This is a genomic window from Hymenobacter aerophilus DSM 13606, assembly GCF_000382225.1.
Taxonomy (GTDB): domain Bacteria; phylum Bacteroidota; class Bacteroidia; order Cytophagales; family Hymenobacteraceae; genus Hymenobacter; species Hymenobacter aerophilus.
This window is the reverse complement of the sequence record NZ_KB907802.1, coordinates 56,023-73,594: the sequence shown is the minus strand read 5'-3', so window position 1 is coordinate 73,594 and position 17,572 is coordinate 56,023. Positions and strand designations below refer to the sequence as shown.

The following is a 17,572-nucleotide window of genomic DNA, read 5'->3' as shown; positions in this document are numbered from 1 at the left end:
TCCCACCCCATGACGAAAATCAAGAAGCTTCTCGTAGCCAACCGTGGCGAAATTGCGCTGCGCGTGCTGCGCTCGGCCAAGGAAATGGGCATCCAGACTGTGGCCATCTTCTCGGAGGCCGACCGCAACGCCCTGCACGTGCGCTACGCCGACGAGGCCGTGTGCGTGGGCCCGCCCGCCAGCAAAGACAGCTACCTGCGCGGCGACAAAATCCTGGAAGTCTGCCGCGAGCTGGGCGTCGATGCCATTCACCCGGGCTACGGCTTCCTGAGCGAAAACGCCGAATTCGCCCGCCAGGTAAAGGAAGCGGGGCTGATTTTCGTGGGCCCTTCGCCCGAAGCCATGAACATCATGGGCGACAAGCTTTCGGCCAAGCAGGCCGTGCAGGCCTACAACATTCCGCTGGTGCCCGGCACCGCCGAGGCTATTTCCGACGTGCCCGCCGCCCGGCGCATTGCCTCCGAAGTGGGCTACCCGGTGCTGATTAAAGCCTCGGCCGGCGGCGGCGGCAAGGGCATGCGCCTGGTGCACGCCGATGAGGAGTTTGAGGAGCAGATGCAGCTGGCCATCAACGAGGCCGTATCAGCCTTCGGCGACGGGGCGGTGTTCATCGAGAAGTTTGTGACTGGTCCGCGCCACATTGAAATTCAGGTGCTCGGCGACGAGCACGGCAACATCGTGCACCTGTTTGAGCGCGAGTGCAGCATTCAGCGCCGCCACCAGAAGGTTATTGAGGAAGCCCCTTCCTCGGTGCTCACGCCCGAGCTGCGGGCCGAAATGGGCCGCTGCGCCGTGGACGTGGCCCGCGCCTGCAACTACGCCGGGGCCGGCACCGTGGAGTTTCTACTCGACGATAAGCACAACTTCTACTTCCTGGAGATGAACACCCGCCTGCAGGTGGAGCATCCCGTAACCGAGCAAATCACCGGCCTCGATCTGGTGAAGGAGCAGATTCGGGTGGCCGAGGGCCAGCCCCTGCCCTTCCGGCAGGAAGATCTGACGATTACCGGCCACTCGCTGGAGCTGCGCGTGTACGCCGAAGACCCGCAGAACAACTTCCTGCCCGATATCGGCACGCTCACCACCTACGTGCGCCCCCAGGGCCCCGGCGTGCGCGTGGATGACGGTTTCGAGCAGGGCATGGACATCCCGATTTACTACGACCCCATGATTGCCAAGCTCGTCGTACACGGCGCCACCCGGGAGGAGGCCATTGCCCGCATGCTGCGCGCCATTGCCGAGTACCAGATTACCGGCATAGAAACCACGCTGGCCTTCGGAACCTACGTGCTGCAGCACCCCGCTTTCGTGAGCGGCCACTTCGACACCAACTTCATCCGCGACCATTTCCCGGCCGATGCCCTGCAGCCTGCCGCCCCCGACGAAGCCTCTGCCCAGGTAGCCGCCGTGCTGGCCGCCATGCTGCTGACGGAGAAGAAGCCGGGCGCTACCGCTGCCACATCTTCGGAAGCTCCGGCTGCAGTCGGTTCAGCCTGGAAGCGGAACCGGCTGGGCGTACGGTAGTAGTATTTGAGTGTAGAAATAAAAAGGAGCGTGGCCAACTATTGCCACGCTCCTTTTTATTTCTACACTCACTAGCAAACCTAAGAATGGTATTCATCTTTCACCTCTGAAACATCTGTTTCCACCTCTCTATTGTAGAATCAACAAATTCATTAATTCGCTCAAGTTTAGTAACTAAAATTTCCGAAAGCTGAAAAATAGCTTTATCTTTAAAGTGAAGCGTATTTCTCTCTTGGTTAAATTAATTGATAGCCTCTGCAACAAAATTATCAAACTGATAATACTTTCGATAATGTAAAGAATTTAGAATACCGAAACCAAGTGTTGTATTTTTCAAATATTTATGGGTTATATCGCTGTTTTCTGCATTGATAACAAATGGTTCAGCAGCCTGGATATCATCCAGGCTGACAGGTGCTCTACTCTGCTTATTCGCTAATTTCTTTAAAGCATCGTTAGCGCCATCTCTATTAATATTATGAATGCAGAAGTTTGCTACTATAAGTTCAGCCTTCATATATGCTTCAAAAAACATTGAGATTCTAACACAATCAATCACGTAATCAAAAATAAATTCATACACAAGTTCGCCTCTATTGTATTGTGAACCTTATTTTATCATCTGCGTGTATGTGCGTAGCTTATCAACTCCTTTTATAATATTTGCTCTTTTTAGCGTTTCTGCACCGAATATAATCAAGGAATATGCGGCTCTATGCTGTGTATTGGCGTCGCCATAAATACTTAGGTCTGGTTTCATAGTCAGCATATTATTCATGCGATTAGCCCATTATAGTAAAAGTATCCGTCAAGTTTTTAAATTGATTTCTCCTCTACGTTCCCACCAACTTTATCTTTACCACCTTTTCCGAAACTATAGTAACTTTCGGTACCAGCCAGCCACGAAAGGGCCAGTACGTGATTTCGAAATCAGCTAATCAGTTTAACAAGGGGAGGCCTCTCATATAGGTCCTCCCCCGTGATACTACTGATTGGCTGACTAAATCAACTCCGTGACTTCGCGCACGCCGATTGGCCGCTCACGGGTGAAGCCTTCACCGTATTCGGCGCCAATCAGGTGGCCGAACTCGCGGGCCCGGGCTTCCATGAAGTCGCTGAAGGCGGGCGTGGAGAGGTAAGTAGCCGGTTCCTGGCTGTTGGGGTCGTGAAACTGGGTTTTGTAGGCCTGGATAGATTCCCACTTCTTGGGCCAGTGGGCCGTAATGTCCACCACGAAATCGGGGGCAATCTGGCGGTCCTGGATGTAGTGGTACACCACGCGCGGGCGCCACGGGGCCTGGGGCTGGCCGTCCTCGCCCAGCGTTTCAATCATGCGCAGGCCACTCAGGAAGCAGGCGTCGGTGGCCAGTTGGGCGGCGCGGCCGTGGTCGGGGTGCCGGTCGTGGATGGCGTTGCAGAGCACCACATCGGGCTGGTAGCGGCGCAGGGCGGCCACCAGAATAAGCTGGTGCTCCCGGTCGTTGCGGAAGAAGCCGTCGGCCATGCCCAGATTCTCGCGCACATCTATTCCCAGAATGAGGTTGGCTCGCTCCGACTCCTCGGCCCGCGTTTGGGGTGTGCCGCGGGTGCCCAGTTCGCCGCGGGTGAAATCGACGATACCAATCGTTTTGCCCGCCGCCGCGGCCGCCAGCAACGTGCCGGAGCACGACATTTCCACATCGTCGGGGTGCGCCCCAAGGGCCAGTACATCAAGTTTCATTAGGTGGGGTCAGGGGTTAGGGCTTAGTTGTTAGGGTTTAGTTGTTAGAGCTTAGAGAGGACGTCATTCAAAGCGCAGCGAAGAATCTCGCGTGTTATCGTTGAACAAAAGTCGTTGCCGTCAGCCGAGCGAGATTCTTCGCTGCGCTCTGAATGACGTCCTCTCTAAGCTCTAACAACTAAGCCCTAAAACCTACTTAATGCGCAGCATGCGGCCGATGCGCAGCGTGCCAACGTTGCCGTTGAGGCGGCGCAGCTGGGCCTGCGAAACCCCATACTTCTGGGCAATGCCCGACAGGGTTTCGCCGCTCCGGATTTTGTGCGTAACCACCTTGCGGGCCTGCGTGGGCCGGCCGTGGCTGCTACTGCTACGGCTGGCTGCGCCCGGCACGCTGCCGCCCCGATAGCGGAGCGACTTACTGTAGTAGTCGAACAGGGCGGCCGTAATCTGGAAGTTGTCCTTGATGAGCTTGTAATCGGGGAAGTCGTAAAGCTCGATGGGGTTGATGGGGTTGCCCTCGTAGCGCACCTCGAAGTGCAGGTGCGAGCCGCTGCTGCGGCCCGTGCTGCCCCCCCGGCCAATCAGCTCGCCGGCCTTTACGAAGGTACCGGGCGTAACCAGCGCCTTCTGCAGGTGGCCGTAAAGCGTTTCGATGCCGTTGTAGTGGCGCACTAGGATGTAGTTGCCGTAGCCGCCGCCGTCCCACTTCACCAGGCGCACCACGCCATCAAAGGCCGTTTTCACCGAGTCGCCGGTTTCCAGGTCGAGGTCGGTGCCGTAGTGCCAGCGGTAGCCCCGGAAGCCGAAGCCGGAGGTGATGGGCGTTTTGGTAAGCGGCATTTTGGCGTAGCGCTCCTTCTCGGGCTCGGTGAGCCGCAGGTTGAGCGTGTCCTTGATGCGGCGGCCATCGACCCGGTAAGGGTTGATGTTCTGGGTGTCCCAGATGGCGTAGTAGCCGGCCACCTGAATCCAGCTGGAGTCAATCTGCACCTGCTCCTTCACCTCCACAATGTGCTGCTCGCCCTCGTTAAGCGAAGTCGTGTCTTCGCTCACGATGGAAAGCTTGCGGGCCGGGTTGAAGAAGATGGACTTGGCGGCTTCAGAGTTATCGTCGGGCAGCTCCTCGGTCTGGATGAGCACCGTGGTGTCGGGCCGCACGTAGCGGATGGTGGGCGTTTTGATGCGGAAAAAGTCCTTCCGCTTGCCGGACTCGCCGGCTTTGGGTTTGGCTGGAGTCGGCTTGCGCCGCTGGGCCAGCAGCTGGCCGGGCAAGCCTAAAAACAGCCCGAGCAGTAGCAGCGGCAGCAGCCAATGTTTCGCAAAATTCAGCAAGAGCAATGGAATGAGATGGTGAAATAGTGAAATGGTGAAATGGTGAGTTTGACGTTCAATTGGCCTAAAGGCGCGAACGGCGCGGCAAAGTCAATGCGAACATCAACTCACCATCTCACCATTTCACCACCTCACCGCTTAGTCGCCCAGGGCGGCCAGGTAGCGCTCGGCGTCGAGGGCGGCCATGCAGCCGGTGCCGGCGGCCGTTACGGCCTGGCGGTAGGTGAAGTCCTGCACGTCGCCGCAGGCAAATACGCCGTCGATGTTGGTTTTGCTGGTGCCGGGCAACGTTTTCAGGTAGCCCTGCTCGTCGTGGTGCAGGTAGGGCTGGAAGATTTTGGAGTTGGGCTCGTGGCCGATAGCCACAAAGAAACCATGAATCGGAATCTCGCGGGTCGTGCCCTCCACTACGTTCTTCACCCGCACGGCCTCCACGGCGTGCTCGCCCAGGATTTCGTCGGTTACCGTGTTCCAGAGCACCTCAATCTTGGGGTTGTCGAGCACCCGCTTCTGCATGATTTTCGAGGCCTTCATCTCGCCCTTGCGCACAATCATGTACACTTTCGAGCATAGGTTGGCCAGGTAGGTGGCCTCCTCGGCGGCCGTGTCGCCGGCGCCCACAATAGCCACCTCCTTACCGCGGTAGAAGAACCCGTCGCACACGGCGCAGGCCGATACGCCCGAGCCGTTCAGGCGCTGCTCGGAGGGCAGCCCCAGCCACTTGGCCGACGCGCCGGTGGCAATAATGACGGTGTCGGCGGTCAGTTCCAGCTTTTCGTCGATGGTGATGCGGCGCGGGTGGGCCTCAAAGTCGACCGCCGTGGCAATGCCGTAGCGGATATCGGTGCCGAAGCGCTCGGCCTGCTTTTTCAAATCCTCCATCATTTCGGGGCCCATCACGCCGTCGGGGTAGCCGGGGAAGTTCTCCACGTCGTTGGTGATGGTGAGCTGGCCGCCGGGCTGCAGGCCCTGGTACATAACGGGTTTGAGGCCCGCACGGGCGGCGTAGATGGCGGCGGTGTAGCCGGCCGGACCGGAGCCGATAATCAGGCAGTGAATGTGCTCAGCAGTGGTAGAAGCCATATAATGCGTAGCGGCGGCAGGGCGGGCCCGCGCCGGAATGGGTTGAAGTTGGGACTACAAAGGTAACAAGCCCGGCCGGTTGGGTTGTTTGGAAAAGTAAGCGGCCTGAACCCGCCTGTCATCCTGAGCATTCCGCGAATTGAGCGGCGACGAAGGACCTTATAACACTAGGCCGGCCTTGGTAACCATTTGCTCTGGCGGGATAAGGTCCTTCGCAAGCTCAGGATGACAGGCGGGCTCACCAACAAAAAACCCCAACCAGCGGGTCAGGGTTCGTTGCTGCAGGAGTAGAAAAACTACCCCAGATAAGGTTTCAGCGCTTTGCTACGCGAGGTGTGGCGGAGACGGCGGATGGCCTTCTCCTTGATTTGCCGCACCCGCTCGCGGGTCAGGTTGAACTTCTCGCCGATTTCCTCCAGCGTGAGCGAGTGTTCCCCGTTCAGGCCAAAGTAGAGCGTGATAACGTCGGCTTCGCGCTTGGTGAGCGTGCTCAGGGCGCGCTGCACTTCCTTGCGGAGCGAGTCGTTCATCAGGCCCATGTCGGGGCTCTCCTCGTCCTCGTTTTCGAGTACGTCGAGCAGGCGGTTTTCCTCGCCCTGCACAAACGGCGCATCTACCGACACGTGGCGGCCCGAAATCTTGAGCGTGTCCACCACTTCCGAGGTGGTCAGCTCGAGCACTTCGGCAATTTCCTCGGGTGAGGGCTCGCGCTCAAATTTCTGCTCCAGCTCCGAGAACGACTTGCTGATTTTGTTCAGCGAGCCAACCCGGTTCAGGGGCAGGCGCACGATGCGCGACTGCTCGGCCAAAGCCTGCAGAATCGACTGGCGAATCCACCAAACGGCGTAGGAAATGAATTTGAAGCCCCGGGTTTCGTCGAAGCGCTTGGCGGCTTTAATCAGGCCGAGGTTGCCCTCGTTGATGAGGTCGCCTAGGCTCAGGCCCTGGTTCTGGTACTGCTTGGCCACCGACACCACGAAGCGCAGGTTGGCTTTGGTCAGTTTTTCCAGCGCCAGCTGGTCGCCTTCCCGGATGCGTTGCGCCAGCGTTACCTCCTCGTCGGGGGTCAGCAGGTCCACTTTGCCAATCTCCTGGAGGTATTTGTCCAGCGACTGGCTTTCGCGGTTGGTAATCTGCTTGCTGATTTTTAACTGTCTCATTGCGGGCGCGAGAGAATGAAATGATGAATGCTTGTGCTTGTTAACGTCGATTTTGATTCGTCGGGCGAATCCGCCCGTTCAACGGGCACCGGGCTCAGTTTAATGCAACGGCCCGGTACCCGCTAAAGTTCGCCGAAGGCCGGATTAGGCCGCGCCGTTCGAGTCGGCCGCACGCTCGGGCTTGGCCATGAGCACCTTCCGCGAGAGGCGGTATTTGCCGGTTTTCTTGTCGATGTCAAGCAGTTTCACGTCAATCTCCTGCCCCACTTCCAGCACACCTTCCAGCGAAGCGAGCCGCTCGTGCGACACCTCCGAAATGTGCAACAGCCCGTCTTTGCCCGGCATGATTTCCACGAAGGCGCCGTAGGGCTGAATGCTGCGCACCTTGCCCTTGTAGGTCTCGCCCACCTCGGGCGTGGCGGCAATGGCGTTGATGCGGTCGATGGCAGCCTGCATGTCTTCCTGGTTGGAAGCGTAGATGCTCACATGGCCCTTCTCGTCCTTCTCCTCGATAATTACCGTGGCGTTGGTGTCCTTCTGAATCTGCTGGATAACCTTGCCACCGGGTCCGATTACGGCGCCAATGTACTCCTTGTCAATCAGCATCTTGTGCGAGCGGGGCGTATGCGGCTTCAGTTCGGCGGCCGGCTGGCTGATGGTCTTGGCCATTTCGCGCAGAATATGCAGGCGGCCTTCGCGGGCCTGGTGCAGCGCGGCGGTCATAATCTCGGCGCTCAGCCCCTGGATTTTGATGTCCATCTGGCAGGCCACGATGCCTTTCTCGGTGCCGGTTACCTTGAAGTCCATGTCGCCGAGGTGGTCCTCATCGCCCAGAATGTCGCTCAGCACGGCGTACTCGCCGGTTTCCTTGTCTTGTACGAGGCCCATGGCAATGCCCGAAACGGCCGCCCGAACCGGAATACCGGCGTCCATCAGTGCCATCGAACCGGCGCACACCGTGGCCATCGACGACGAGCCGTTCGACTCCAGAATGTCCGACACAATGCGCACGGTGTAGGGATTCTCGTCATCCGACGGCATCACCTTCTTCAACGAGCGCAGCGCCAGGTTGCCGTGGCCGATTTCGCGGCGGCCGGGGCCGCGGTTGGGCTTCACCTCGCCGGTCGAGAAGGCCGGGAAGTTGTAGTGTAGCATAAACTTGCTGTAGCCCGAGCTCATGGCCGTGTCGATAATCTGCTCGTCGAGCTTGGTACCGAGAGCCACGGTGGTCAGCGACTGGGTTTCGCCGCGGGTGAACAAGGCCGAGCCGTGCGCACCGGGCAGGTAGTTGATTTCGCTCCAGATGGGACGGATTTCGGTGAGCTTGCGGCCATCGAGGCGGGTGCGCTCCTTGATCATCATGTCGCGGATGCCCTTTTTCTCGGCCGAGCTGTAGTAGCGGCCGAACATCTTCTGGTCGAGGTCGGGGTTTTCTTCGAGCATCTTCTCCAGCAGCGGCTTGCGGATGGCGGCAAAGGCGTCTTTGCGGCCGGCCTTGCTGGTGTTGCCCGACTTGGCCACGTCGTAGGCGCCCTGGTATACGGCGTCGTTGATGTGCTTTTTCAGCTCCTCGTTCTCAACGTACTTGGGGTAGTCGCGCTTTACTTTCGACTTCTCCACTTCGGCAGCCAGCTCCTGCTGCACGCGCACCTGCTCCTTGATGGCCTCGTGGGCGTAGGCAATGGCTTCCACCATTTCCTCCTCGCTCACCTCGTTCATCTCGCCTTCCACCATGGCCACCGAATCGGCCGTGGCACCCACAATCAGGTCGATGTCGGCGCGGGCAATATCGGCGGTGAGGGGGTTGATTTGCAGCTTGCCATCGATGCGGGCCACGCGAACTTCCGAGATAGGGCCGGCGAACGGGATATCGGAAATCGAGAGGGCGGCCGAGGCGGCCAAAGCGGCCAGCGCATCAGGCTGCACGGTTTTGTCGGCCGAAATCAGCGTAATCATCACCTGCACCTCGTAGTGATAATCCTTGGGGAACATGGGGCGCAGAATCCGGTCGACGATGCGGCAAACCAGGATTTCGGCGTCGGACAGGCGGCCTTCGCGGCGCTGGAACGAGCCAGGGATGTTGCCGGCGCCACCGAACTTCTCCTGGTAATCAACCGAAAGGGGCAAAAAGTCCACCTCGCCGCGCGAGCTGGGCTGCGACACGACCGTAGCCAGCAGCATGGCGTCGCCGAGGCGCACCACTACGGCGCCGTCGGCGAATTTGGCCAGCTTGCCGGTTTCGAGGGAAATCTGCCGACCGTCGGGCAGGGTGATGTGCTTGGTAATGGCGTGGTAGTTGGGCATCGGGGTGCTTTAAGGGAAAGCGTGCAGCGGGCGAGCAGCCAAAAAAACCAGACCGGCAATGGCCCGGCTTTGCTCTGGAAAAAGAAGAATCGGAGGGTAAACAACAAAACCGGCGGAATGATGCGGCCGGCTTAGTACAAAAAAAGAGCAGGGAACCTTCCAGAATTGAAAGGCTCCCTGCTCCGGGAAAGCGGGCTTACTTACGCAGGCCCAGTTCCTTGATAATCGCGCGGTAGCGGTTGATGTCGCGCTGCATGAGGTAGTCCAACATGCGACGACGCTTACCTACGAGTTTGAGAAGACCCAAACGGGTCGAGAAATCCTTCTTGTTCACCTTCAGGTGCTCGGTCAGGTGCGCAATGCGGTGCGTGAACAGCCCAATTTGCGACTCGGCCGAGCCAGTGTCGTTGGAGGATTTCTGCAGGCTATTCTTCTCGAAAATGGCCTGTTTTGCTTCGGTAGTCAGTTGCATCGGCAGATAGGTTGCCCCGTCTTGGATTAAAAAAAAGAAAAAAATTCACCCCGCACTTCGGAGTGAGCGCAAAGGTAAGCATTTAATGCGGGGAACCTACACCGCTTTCTTATAGCCCCGCAACGGCCAGCGCAGCCAGCGGGGCACCAGCCGGCCCCAGTTCACATCGAGCAAACCCGAGTCGTGGCGGGCCTGGTAGAGAAAGAACAGGCCGATGGGCAGCAAAATGGCGCCCGACATCCACATGCCCACGGCCACCGGCATCACCTGCTCGCGGCCGTATTTCTCGCCCATAATCGAGAAGACGTAGTAGATGATGAAAAACACGATGGACACCAGAATCGGCACTCCCAGCCCGCCCTTTTTGATGATGGCCCCCAGCGGCGCCCCAATCAGAAACATGAGCAGAATGGCGGCCGACTGCGTGTATTTGCGGAAAACCTCGATGCGGTAGTTGGCCGTTTCCTTGGTCAGGTTAGCCAGGCGCTCATCGGTGGTCATCAGAAACGACTGCACGTTGCGGGCGCGGTTGGTGGCCTGCTGGGCGGTGGCCAGCGTGACAGGCGCGAGGCGGGTGGCCGGCACTTCCCAGCCCGCTACCCGGCGGTCGGCGGCCTGGCCCAGCGTATCGAGGCGCAGGTAAGTGTAGTAGGGCGTCAACTGGCGCACGAGCTGGTGGCGCTCCTTGTTAAGGCGGTTCTGGAGCGAGTCGGTGTAGTGCCCGAGCTGGCCCAGGTTGAGCATCATCTTGTTGGTGTTGAACAGCTCCTTCTGAGTGCGGTCGAGGCCGAACGACTTCAGCGAGAACGTAATCAGGTTCTGGTCGAAGTTCTGGCGGATAAAGCTGGCGCCGGCCGTGCTCTGGGTGTTGGGCTGCTCGGTGTAGGAGCGCCCCCGGAACAGCTCCAGGCCCAGGTACTGCCCCCCGAAGCGCGTAAACATGCGGCCCGAGTCGGCCAGAATCACGGTGCTGCCGCCGCGCCCGCCGGTGTGGTCGTAAATCATCACGCCCCGCAGAATGTCGCCGTTTTCGCCCTGCTTTTCATCCACCTTGATGGTGAAGCCCGGAATGCCGTTGTAGAACACGCCTTCGCGGATGTCGAGGGCCAGTTTCTGCTGGCGCACATCCCAAAGCAGACTAAACGCCTCCAGGTTGGCCATGGGCACAATGGTGTTGTTGAACCAGAACGCGCCGCCGGCCAGCAGCACGCTCACCAGCAGCACCGGCCGCAGAATGCGCGTAAGCGAAATACCGGCCGTTTTGATGGCCGTCAGCTCGTGGTGCTCGCCCAGCGTGCCAAAGGTCATCAGCGAGGAAAGCAGCACGGCCAGCGGCAGCGAAATGGGCACAATCAGCACGCTGAAGAAGAACAGCAGCTGCAGAATCACGCCCAGGCCCAGGTCTTTGCCCACCAGATCGTCCATGTATTTCATCATGAACTGCATCAGGAAGATGAACTGCACCACGGCAAACGTGAGCAGAAACGGCCCGGCAAAGGCCTGTAAAATCAGCTTATCGAGTTTTTTCATAGAAAACAGCCGGCTGCTCTCGGCCCGGCAGACCAAAAACGAAGGGAGCAAACGGGAAACGAAGATACGGCTCGTTTCGCGTCTGCTCCCCTCCTGCCGGGCCCGGAAGCGGGCTTAGCCGCCCACCTGCTCGCGCAGTTTCTGAATCAGGCCGGCCCACATTTCCTCCAGCTCCTCCTCGTCGGTTTCCTCCGAGTAGTCCACCACCCGCAGGTACACCTCTTGAGTAAGCTGCGACTCCTCCACCTGAAAATCGAGGTAGTTGGCATCGGGCACCGACTGGCGGCGTTCGTCGAGGAAGCAGAAGCGCACCGAGCGGTTGGTGCGGTGCGAGCTCATTTCGGCGTAGTGGGGCTGGTTGTCCCACACAAAGTTGAAGTGCTGGGAGCCTTCGACCTGCACCCGCTGGCAAAACCATTGTTCGAGCCCCGAAGCCGTGGCCAGATACGGGTACAGAATCTTGGGCGAGGCATTAATGGGAAATTCCACCGAAAAACGGTGTTTCTGACGAGTAGCGGAAAGGGACATAAGCAGAACAGTGTAAAGAAATTAGGGCCGGAGCGCCCTGCGGCTTCGCCGACGGCAGCCAATATACGCGGGTTTTTTTTCCTTCCCCTCTTGCGCCGCTTCAAAACTTGTGCCTACCTTTGCACCACCAAAACAGGGCGGGATAGCTCAGTTGGTTAGAGCACAGGATTCATAACCCTGAGGTCACGAGTTCAACTCTCGTTCCCGCTACACCTAAAAACCGCGTCGGATACTATCCGGCGCGGTTTTTTTGCTTTCCGCTGACTTCGCTTTGCCCTCACCCCGCTTCGTCGGTACAGTCGAGCCCCGGCTTTGCCAAAAGCGCCACTTGTCGACTGATTGAATCCGTTAGTCTAAATAAATAGGAGCTTGAGCGAGAAATTTCCTCTTTTGACTCCATGCGGCAGCAATTCCTGAACTCCACGGGTTCCCCCTTCCTGACTACTGAGTTCGACCAGCAAAACAACTGGATTTACAATGACTGGCAGGGGCTGCTGACGATGGATTACATCCAGCAGGGTTCCTACGGCATCCTCGACATCATCAGGCAGAGCCACTGCCCCTACCTGCTCACCGACAACCGCCACCTGCTCGGCTCCTGGAAGCACGCCAACGACTGGCTGGAGCAAGTCTGGATTCCGCAGGCCCTGGCCGCCGGCATGGTCTACTACGCCCACATTCTGGCCCCCGGCGTGTTCGGGCAGGCCTCCGTCGAGGATATGCACCTGCGCGTAGGCTCGCACCTGCAGCTGCAGCTGTTCGATACGCTGGACGATGCCGTGGCCTGGCTGCGCGAGATGCAGGCCCAGAACGCTAAAGTCTAACGATTGACTCGGCGCGGTACCAGCCCGCAACGGCTTTCACCAAAGGCCACAAAAAAGCGGCTGCTCCTTTCGGGGCAGCCGCTTTTTGTGAGAAATAACCGCGAACGGCTACTTCATTTTTTCTACGATGCCTTTGAAGGCCTCGGGATGGTTCAGGGCGAGGTCAGCCAGCACTTTGCGGTTGAGCTCGATGCCGGCCTTCTTCAGGCCGCCCATGAACTGCGAATACGACAGGCCGTGCTCGCGGGCACCGGCGTTGATACGCTGAATCCAGAGGGCGCGGAACTCGCGCTTCTTCACTTTCCGGTCGCGGTAGGCGTACAGCAGGCCTTTCTCGACGGCGTTTTTGGCAACGGTCCACACGTTTTTGCGACGGCCGTAGTAGCCTTTCGCCAAACGCATTACTTTTTTCCGACGGTGGCGCGAGGCCGCGTGGTTGACACTTCTTGGCATAACCTGGGTTGTTTTTGGCGGCCGGCGGCGGACTGACTGCCGCAGCTTAGGTTCCTACCGGACGCCTGGTTTTGGTTTAATTAAGAATTAACAATTAGTAATTAAGAATTATCGTTGGGCTCAATTGAGTTGAGAACTGACCATTACTAATTCTTAATTACTAATTACATATTCAGCATGTCCTTTACGCGGTTCATGTCGGCCGAAGAAACCAGCGTTACGTGCGTAAGGTTACGCTTCTGCTTGGTGGTTTTCTTGGTCAAGATGTGGCTTTTGAAGGCGTGCTTACGCTTGATTTTGCCCGTGCCGGTCAGCGTAAAACGCTTTTTGGCGCCGGACTTGGTCTTCATTTTCGGCATTGTGGTGGTAGAAAAAGGTGAAAGATGCGGCGGTCGGCTGCCTAGGGCCGGTGCGCCAGCGAAAACGGGCCGAGCCCGGAGTAAAAGCATTATTCGGCGCCCTGATCGGCAATCTGAGTTTCGGTCGGCGCCTTCTCAGCAGTTTCTGCCGCAGCTTCGGCCGCGGGTTTAGCAGCTTTGGCCTTGTCGGCGGCGGGCTTGCCCTCTTTGCCGGCTTCCTTGGGAGCAGCGGCCTTTTTGGGCGGCGCTACCACTTTCGGAGCCAGGTACAGGAACATGCGCTTGCCTTCGAGCTTGGGCAGCTGCTCTACCTTGGCCAGATCCTCGAGGGCCTGGGCAAACTTGAGCAGCAGGATTTCACCCCGCTCTTTGAAAACGATGCTCCGACCCACAAAGTGGACGTATGCCTTGATTTTGGCGCCTTCCTTCAGGAATTCCTGGGCGTGCTTGAGCTTGAAAGCGAAGTCGTGGTCGTCGGTGTTGGGTCCGAAACGGATTTCCTTGATGACAACCTTGGTCTGCTTGGCCTTCAGCTCACGGGTCTTTTTCTTCTGCTCGTACTTGAATTTCGAGTAGTCGATAACCCTGCACACGGGCGGCGTGGCGGTGGGCGAAATCTCTACCAGGTCCAGGTTTTGGTCCTGCGCCATGCGCAGGGCCTGGTCGGTGGAATAGATGCCTTGCTCCACGTTGTCGCCAACGAGGCGCACTTCACGGGCCGTAATCTTGCGGTTGATTTTAAACGGCTCCTCGACCTGGGCGCGAGGGATATAGCGGCGGTTAGGGGTAGCTATGGCGGTTTCTCCTTAAGGTGAAAGTCGATTTTGACTAGAGCTTATACCACATCAACCAAGGCCGATGCGTTCAGCTAGCGGGCAAATATCCGGCATTTTTTCCAAATCCTCACTAAAACCTATATAAAAAAAGGCCTCAGAAGGCGGGGAATCCGGGCATACAACCGGGGGCCGACCAATGGCCGGCCCGGGTTATACAGTCTATACGGCCGCGCCGTCCATCATGGCGGCTACCTGCGTTTCGAAGCTTTTGATGAACGCGGCAATGGGCATCGAGCCCACGTCGCCCTCGCCGTGCTTGCGCACCGATACGATGCCGTTTTCCTGCTCCTTCTCGCCCACAATCAGCATATAGGGCACCTTCGACACTTCCGCGTCGCGGATTTTGCGGCCGATTTTCTCGTCGCGGTGGTCAACGGTGCCACGCAGGTCGGCCGCGTTTAGCTGGTCGTATACCTGCTGGGCGTAGTCGTGGTATTTCTCCGAGATGGGCAGCACGGCAAACTGCTCGGGCGAGAGCCACAGCGGGAAGTTGCCGGCGCAATGCTCAATGAGCACGGCCACGAAACGTTCCAGCGAGCCAAACGGGGCGCGGTGAATCATGACGGGGCGCTGGCGGGAATTGTCGGGGGCCACGTACTCCAGGTCGAAGCGCTCGGGCAAATTGTAGTCGACCTGCACCGTGCCCAGCTGCCACTTACGGCCCAGCGCGTCGCGCACCATGAAGTCGAGCTTGGGGCCGTAGAAGGCGGCCTCGCCCAGCTCCGTCACCGTCGTCAGGCCCTTCTCGGCGGCCGACTCGATGATGGCCTGCTCGGCCTTGTCCCAGTTCTCATCCGAGCCGATGTACTTGGCTTTGTTCTCGGGGTCGCGCAGCGAAATCTGAGCCGTGAAGTCCTCGAATCCCAGTACCCGGAACACGTAGAGTACTAAGTCGATAACCTTAGTGAACTCTTCCTTTACTTGATCGGGCCGGCAGAAGATGTGGGCGTCGTCCTGGGTGAAGCCGCGCACCCGCGTCAGGCCGTGCAGCTCGCCGCTCTGCTCGTAGCGGTACACCGTGCCGAACTCGGCCAGGCGCACCGGCAGGTCGCGGTAGCTGCGGGGCTTGGTCTTGTAGATTTCGCAGTGGTGGGGGCAGTTCATGGGCTTGAGGAAGAACTCCTCGCCCGGGTTCGGCGTCTTGATGGGCTGAAACGAATCGGCCCCGTACTTCTCGTAGTGGCCGCTGGTTACGTACAGCTCCTTGGCACCGATGTGGGGCGTCACCACGGGCTGGTAGCCGGCCTTAATTTGGGCGCGGCGCAGAAACTGCTCGAGCTTTTCGCGCAGCATAGTGCCCTTGGGCAGCCACAGCGGCAGCCCCGCGCCTACTTTCTCCGAAAAGGCAAACAACTCCAGCTCCTTGCCCAGCTTGCGGTGGTCGCGGCGCTTGGCTTCCTCCAGCTTTTCGAGGTATTCGGTCAGCTCCTTGGCTTTGGGGAAGGTGATGCCGTAGATGCGCGTGAGCTGCTTGTTCTTCTCGTCGCCGCGCCAGTAGGCGCCGGCCACGTTCAGCAGCTTCACGGCCTTGATGTTGGCCGTATCGGGCAGGTGCGGGCCGCGGCAGAGGTCCACGAAGTTGCCCTGCTGGTAGAACGTGATGGAGCCGTCGTCGAGGCGCTCCAGCAAATCCAGCTTGTAGGGGTCGGCCTTCTCGGTGAAGTAGGCCACGGCGTCGGCTTTGCTCACGGCGCGGCGCTCGAACTTGCTTTTCTGGCGGGCCAGCTCCAGCATTTTCTTCTCGATTTCGGGGAAGTCCTCGCTGGAAATTGTCCGGCCTTCGCCCAGGTCGATGTCGTAGTAGAAGCCGTTTTCAATGGCCGGCCCGATGCCCAGCTTCACGCCGGGGTACAGCGCTTCGAGGGCTTCGGCCAGCACGTGGGCCGAGGAGTGCCAGAAGGCCATCTTGCCATCAGCGTCGTTCCAGGTCAGGATGGCCACCTGGGCGTCGTGCTCAATGGGGCGGTGCAGGTCGCGCACTTCGCCATCGACGCGCACGCCCACAGCGTTGCGGGCCAGGCCTTCGCTGATAGCGGCGGCCACGTCGTAGCCCGTGGCGCCATCTACAAACTGGCGCACCGAGCCGTCAGGGAGGGTGATATTCAACATAAAAAAGGGAGCGTAATGGCTATACAAACAGCCGTGAAGCCGCAAGTTAAGGTGATTTGGCGATTTGGTGACGTGGTGATTTGGTGGGTGGATGGGGTTTTAGTCGTCATCCTGAGCGCAGCGAAGGACCTATACAGAAGCTAACAGCCGGTAATACCTTCCGTATAGGTCCTTCGCTGCGCTCAGGATGACAGGCTTCCCACCACATCGCCAAATCACAGCCCCGGCTTGAATAAATCGAGCGGTTCGATGGCTTCCACGGGTGCGGGGCGGGGAGTTTCATCGACAATGATGCCGCGGGCACGGTTGCCTACTTTCCAGACTTTATAGGTCCAGCGGCGGTTGCCCGGGTTCTCGGCTACCAGCAGGCGGTACTGGTCGGCGGCTTCGGCCCAGCGGCCCTGGCTTTCGAAGCTTTCGGCCAGCATGGAGCGGGCATCGGGCAGGCGCGGCGCGCGGCGCAGAGCCCGCTGCAGGTGCGGCACGGCCTGCGCGTAGCGGCGGGCCTTGTAGGCGGCCAGCCCCAGCCGGTAATCGGCCCGGTAGAAGGTAGAATCGAGCTGCACGACGCGGGCGTAGCTGCTGAGCGCCGGCCCGGGCTGGTTCTGCAGCTCGAACTGGCGGCCGTAATCGTACCAGAGCGGGGCGTAAGTCGAATCCAGCTTCAGGCCCCGGGCAGCGTACACGGCCGCCTGGTCGGGCCGGCGGTAAGCATTCGACAAAAAGGCCAGCTGATGCAGGATTTCGGGCTCGCGGGGGGCGCGGGCCACGCTGGCGCGCAGGTAGTCGAGGGCCTGCACCGTATCATTCAGCCCCACGAAGGCCAGACCCTTGTAGAAGAGGGCCGCCGCCAGGTCGGGTTCCTGCTGCAGGGCCCGGTCGAGCTGGTCGAGGGCGTCCTGGTAGCGGCGCGAGGCCAGGTGCATCTCCCCTACCAGCAGGTTGAGCTCGGGCGAGGCGAAGCCACGGCGGGCGGCCTGGTCGGTGGCTTCGAGGGCGGCTTTGATGAACCCCTGGGCGCGCAAAGCGCGGGCCTTGGTGAAGTAGAACTGGCCCGGCGCATCATCGAGCGAGAGGGCCTGGTTGATGTCGCGCAGGGCCGCGTCGGTCTGGCCGGCATCGAGGCGGAACGCAGCCCGACGGGCGTAGAGTGAGGCATTGCGCGGCTGGCGGGCAATGGCGCCATCGAGTTCGTCGGCCTGCACGCGCGGGCCGCTGGCCACGGTGCGCAGGTCGATCATGGTATCGGGCCGGGCCGGGGCGGGCTCGGAGCAGCCGCTCAGCAGGGCAGCGCCCCACAGGCTGGCAAACCCCCAAAAACGAAAAACCGGCACGGCT

Annotated in this window: 15 protein-coding genes, 1 tRNA gene and 1 pseudogene; 3 read left to right on the top strand and 14 right to left on the bottom strand. The window is 59.4% G+C overall.

What is annotated here, in order from left to right:
- Window positions 1–9 precede the first annotated feature (9 nt).
- Window positions 10–1,524 (top strand): acetyl-CoA carboxylase biotin carboxylase subunit, encoded by a 1,515-nt coding sequence (accC, locus tag H145_RS0103075; RefSeq protein WP_019946670.1) that lies wholly within the window; start codon window positions 10–12, stop codon window positions 1,522–1,524.
- A gap of 241 nt (window positions 1,525–1,765) precedes the next feature.
- Here accC and H145_RS23905 read toward each other — a convergent pair whose 3' ends face one another.
- The 9 genes from H145_RS23905 to H145_RS0103030 all read right to left on the bottom strand — a co-directional run bounded on the left by H145_RS23905 (window position 1,766) and on the right by H145_RS0103030 (window position 11,653).
- Entirely contained in the window at window positions 1,766–2,041 is a 276-nt protein-coding gene (locus tag H145_RS23905) for a hypothetical protein (protein ID WP_157541065.1), read from the bottom strand.
- Window positions 2,042–2,524: 483 nt separating this feature from the next.
- A complete protein-coding gene (bshB1, locus tag H145_RS0103065; protein WP_019946669.1) occupies window positions 2,525–3,244 on the bottom strand; it encodes a bacillithiol biosynthesis deacetylase BshB1 in 720 nt (239 codons plus the stop codon).
- Window positions 3,245–3,436: 192 nt separating this feature from the next.
- Window positions 3,437–4,576, bottom strand: a complete 1,140-nt coding sequence (locus H145_RS0103060) for a M23 family metallopeptidase (protein WP_019946668.1) — start codon at window positions 4,574–4,576, stop codon at window positions 3,437–3,439.
- A gap of 138 nt (window positions 4,577–4,714) precedes the next feature.
- Window positions 4,715–5,659: a thioredoxin-disulfide reductase gene (gene trxB / locus H145_RS0103055; protein ID WP_019946667.1), complete on the bottom strand. Its 945-nt coding sequence runs from the start codon at window positions 5,657–5,659 to the stop codon at window positions 4,715–4,717.
- Window positions 5,660–5,955: 296 nt separating this feature from the next.
- Entirely contained in the window at window positions 5,956–6,819 is an 864-nt protein-coding gene (locus H145_RS0103050) for a sigma-70 family RNA polymerase sigma factor (protein ID WP_019946666.1), read from the bottom strand.
- Between the two features lie 144 nt (window positions 6,820–6,963).
- Window positions 6,964–9,123: a polyribonucleotide nucleotidyltransferase gene (pnp, locus tag H145_RS0103045; RefSeq protein WP_019946665.1), complete on the bottom strand. Its 2,160-nt coding sequence runs from the start codon at window positions 9,121–9,123 to the stop codon at window positions 6,964–6,966.
- Window positions 9,124–9,319: 196 nt separating this feature from the next.
- A complete protein-coding gene (rpsO, locus tag H145_RS0103040) occupies window positions 9,320–9,595 on the bottom strand; it encodes a 30S ribosomal protein S15 (RefSeq protein WP_019946664.1) in 276 nt (91 codons plus the stop codon).
- Between the two features lie 96 nt (window positions 9,596–9,691).
- Window positions 9,692–11,125, bottom strand: coding sequence for an LptF/LptG family permease (locus H145_RS0103035; protein ID WP_019946663.1), 1,434 nt, complete (start codon window positions 11,123–11,125; stop codon window positions 9,692–9,694).
- A gap of 114 nt (window positions 11,126–11,239) precedes the next feature.
- Window positions 11,240–11,653: an START-like domain-containing protein gene (locus tag H145_RS0103030; protein ID WP_033425820.1), complete on the bottom strand. Its 414-nt coding sequence runs from the start codon at window positions 11,651–11,653 to the stop codon at window positions 11,240–11,242.
- Between the two features lie 136 nt (window positions 11,654–11,789).
- Between H145_RS0103030 and H145_RS0103025 the strand changes: the two genes are divergently transcribed.
- Together H145_RS0103025 and H145_RS0103020 are read left to right on the top strand one after the other, a co-directional pair.
- Window positions 11,790–11,863 (top strand) — tRNA-Met (locus H145_RS0103025).
- 188 nt (window positions 11,864–12,051) lie between these two features.
- A complete protein-coding gene (locus H145_RS0103020; protein WP_019946661.1) occupies window positions 12,052–12,477 on the top strand; it encodes a hypothetical protein in 426 nt (141 codons plus the stop codon).
- A gap of 108 nt (window positions 12,478–12,585) precedes the next feature.
- Here the strand turns inward: H145_RS0103020 and rplT are convergent, their stop codons facing one another.
- The 5 genes and pseudogenes from rplT to H145_RS0102990 all read right to left on the bottom strand — a co-directional run bounded on the left by rplT (window position 12,586) and on the right by H145_RS0102990 (window position 17,568).
- Window positions 12,586–12,930, bottom strand: a complete 345-nt coding sequence (gene rplT, locus H145_RS0103015) for a 50S ribosomal protein L20 (protein ID WP_033425819.1) — start codon at window positions 12,928–12,930, stop codon at window positions 12,586–12,588.
- Window positions 12,931–13,094: 164 nt separating this feature from the next.
- Complete coding sequence (gene rpmI / locus H145_RS0103010; RefSeq protein WP_019946659.1) at window positions 13,095–13,289, bottom strand: 50S ribosomal protein L35; 195 nt, start codon at window positions 13,287–13,289, stop codon at window positions 13,095–13,097.
- Window positions 13,290–13,525: 236 nt separating this feature from the next.
- Window positions 13,526–14,083: pseudogene (gene infC, locus H145_RS19695) on the bottom strand (translation initiation factor IF-3); the annotation flags it as partial.
- Between the two features lie 201 nt (window positions 14,084–14,284).
- The gene (gene thrS / locus H145_RS0103000) at window positions 14,285–16,234 is read right to left on the bottom strand and encodes a threonine--tRNA ligase (RefSeq protein WP_019946657.1); all 1,950 of its coding nucleotides are present in this window, start codon (window positions 16,232–16,234) and stop codon (window positions 14,285–14,287) included.
- 215 nt (window positions 16,235–16,449) lie between these two features.
- Window positions 16,450–17,568 carry a tetratricopeptide repeat protein gene (locus H145_RS0102990; RefSeq protein ID WP_019946655.1) on the bottom strand — a complete coding sequence of 373 codons (1,119 nt, stop codon included), beginning with the start codon at window positions 17,566–17,568 and terminating at the stop codon, window positions 16,450–16,452.
- Between the last annotated feature and the right edge of the window lie 4 nt (window positions 17,569–17,572).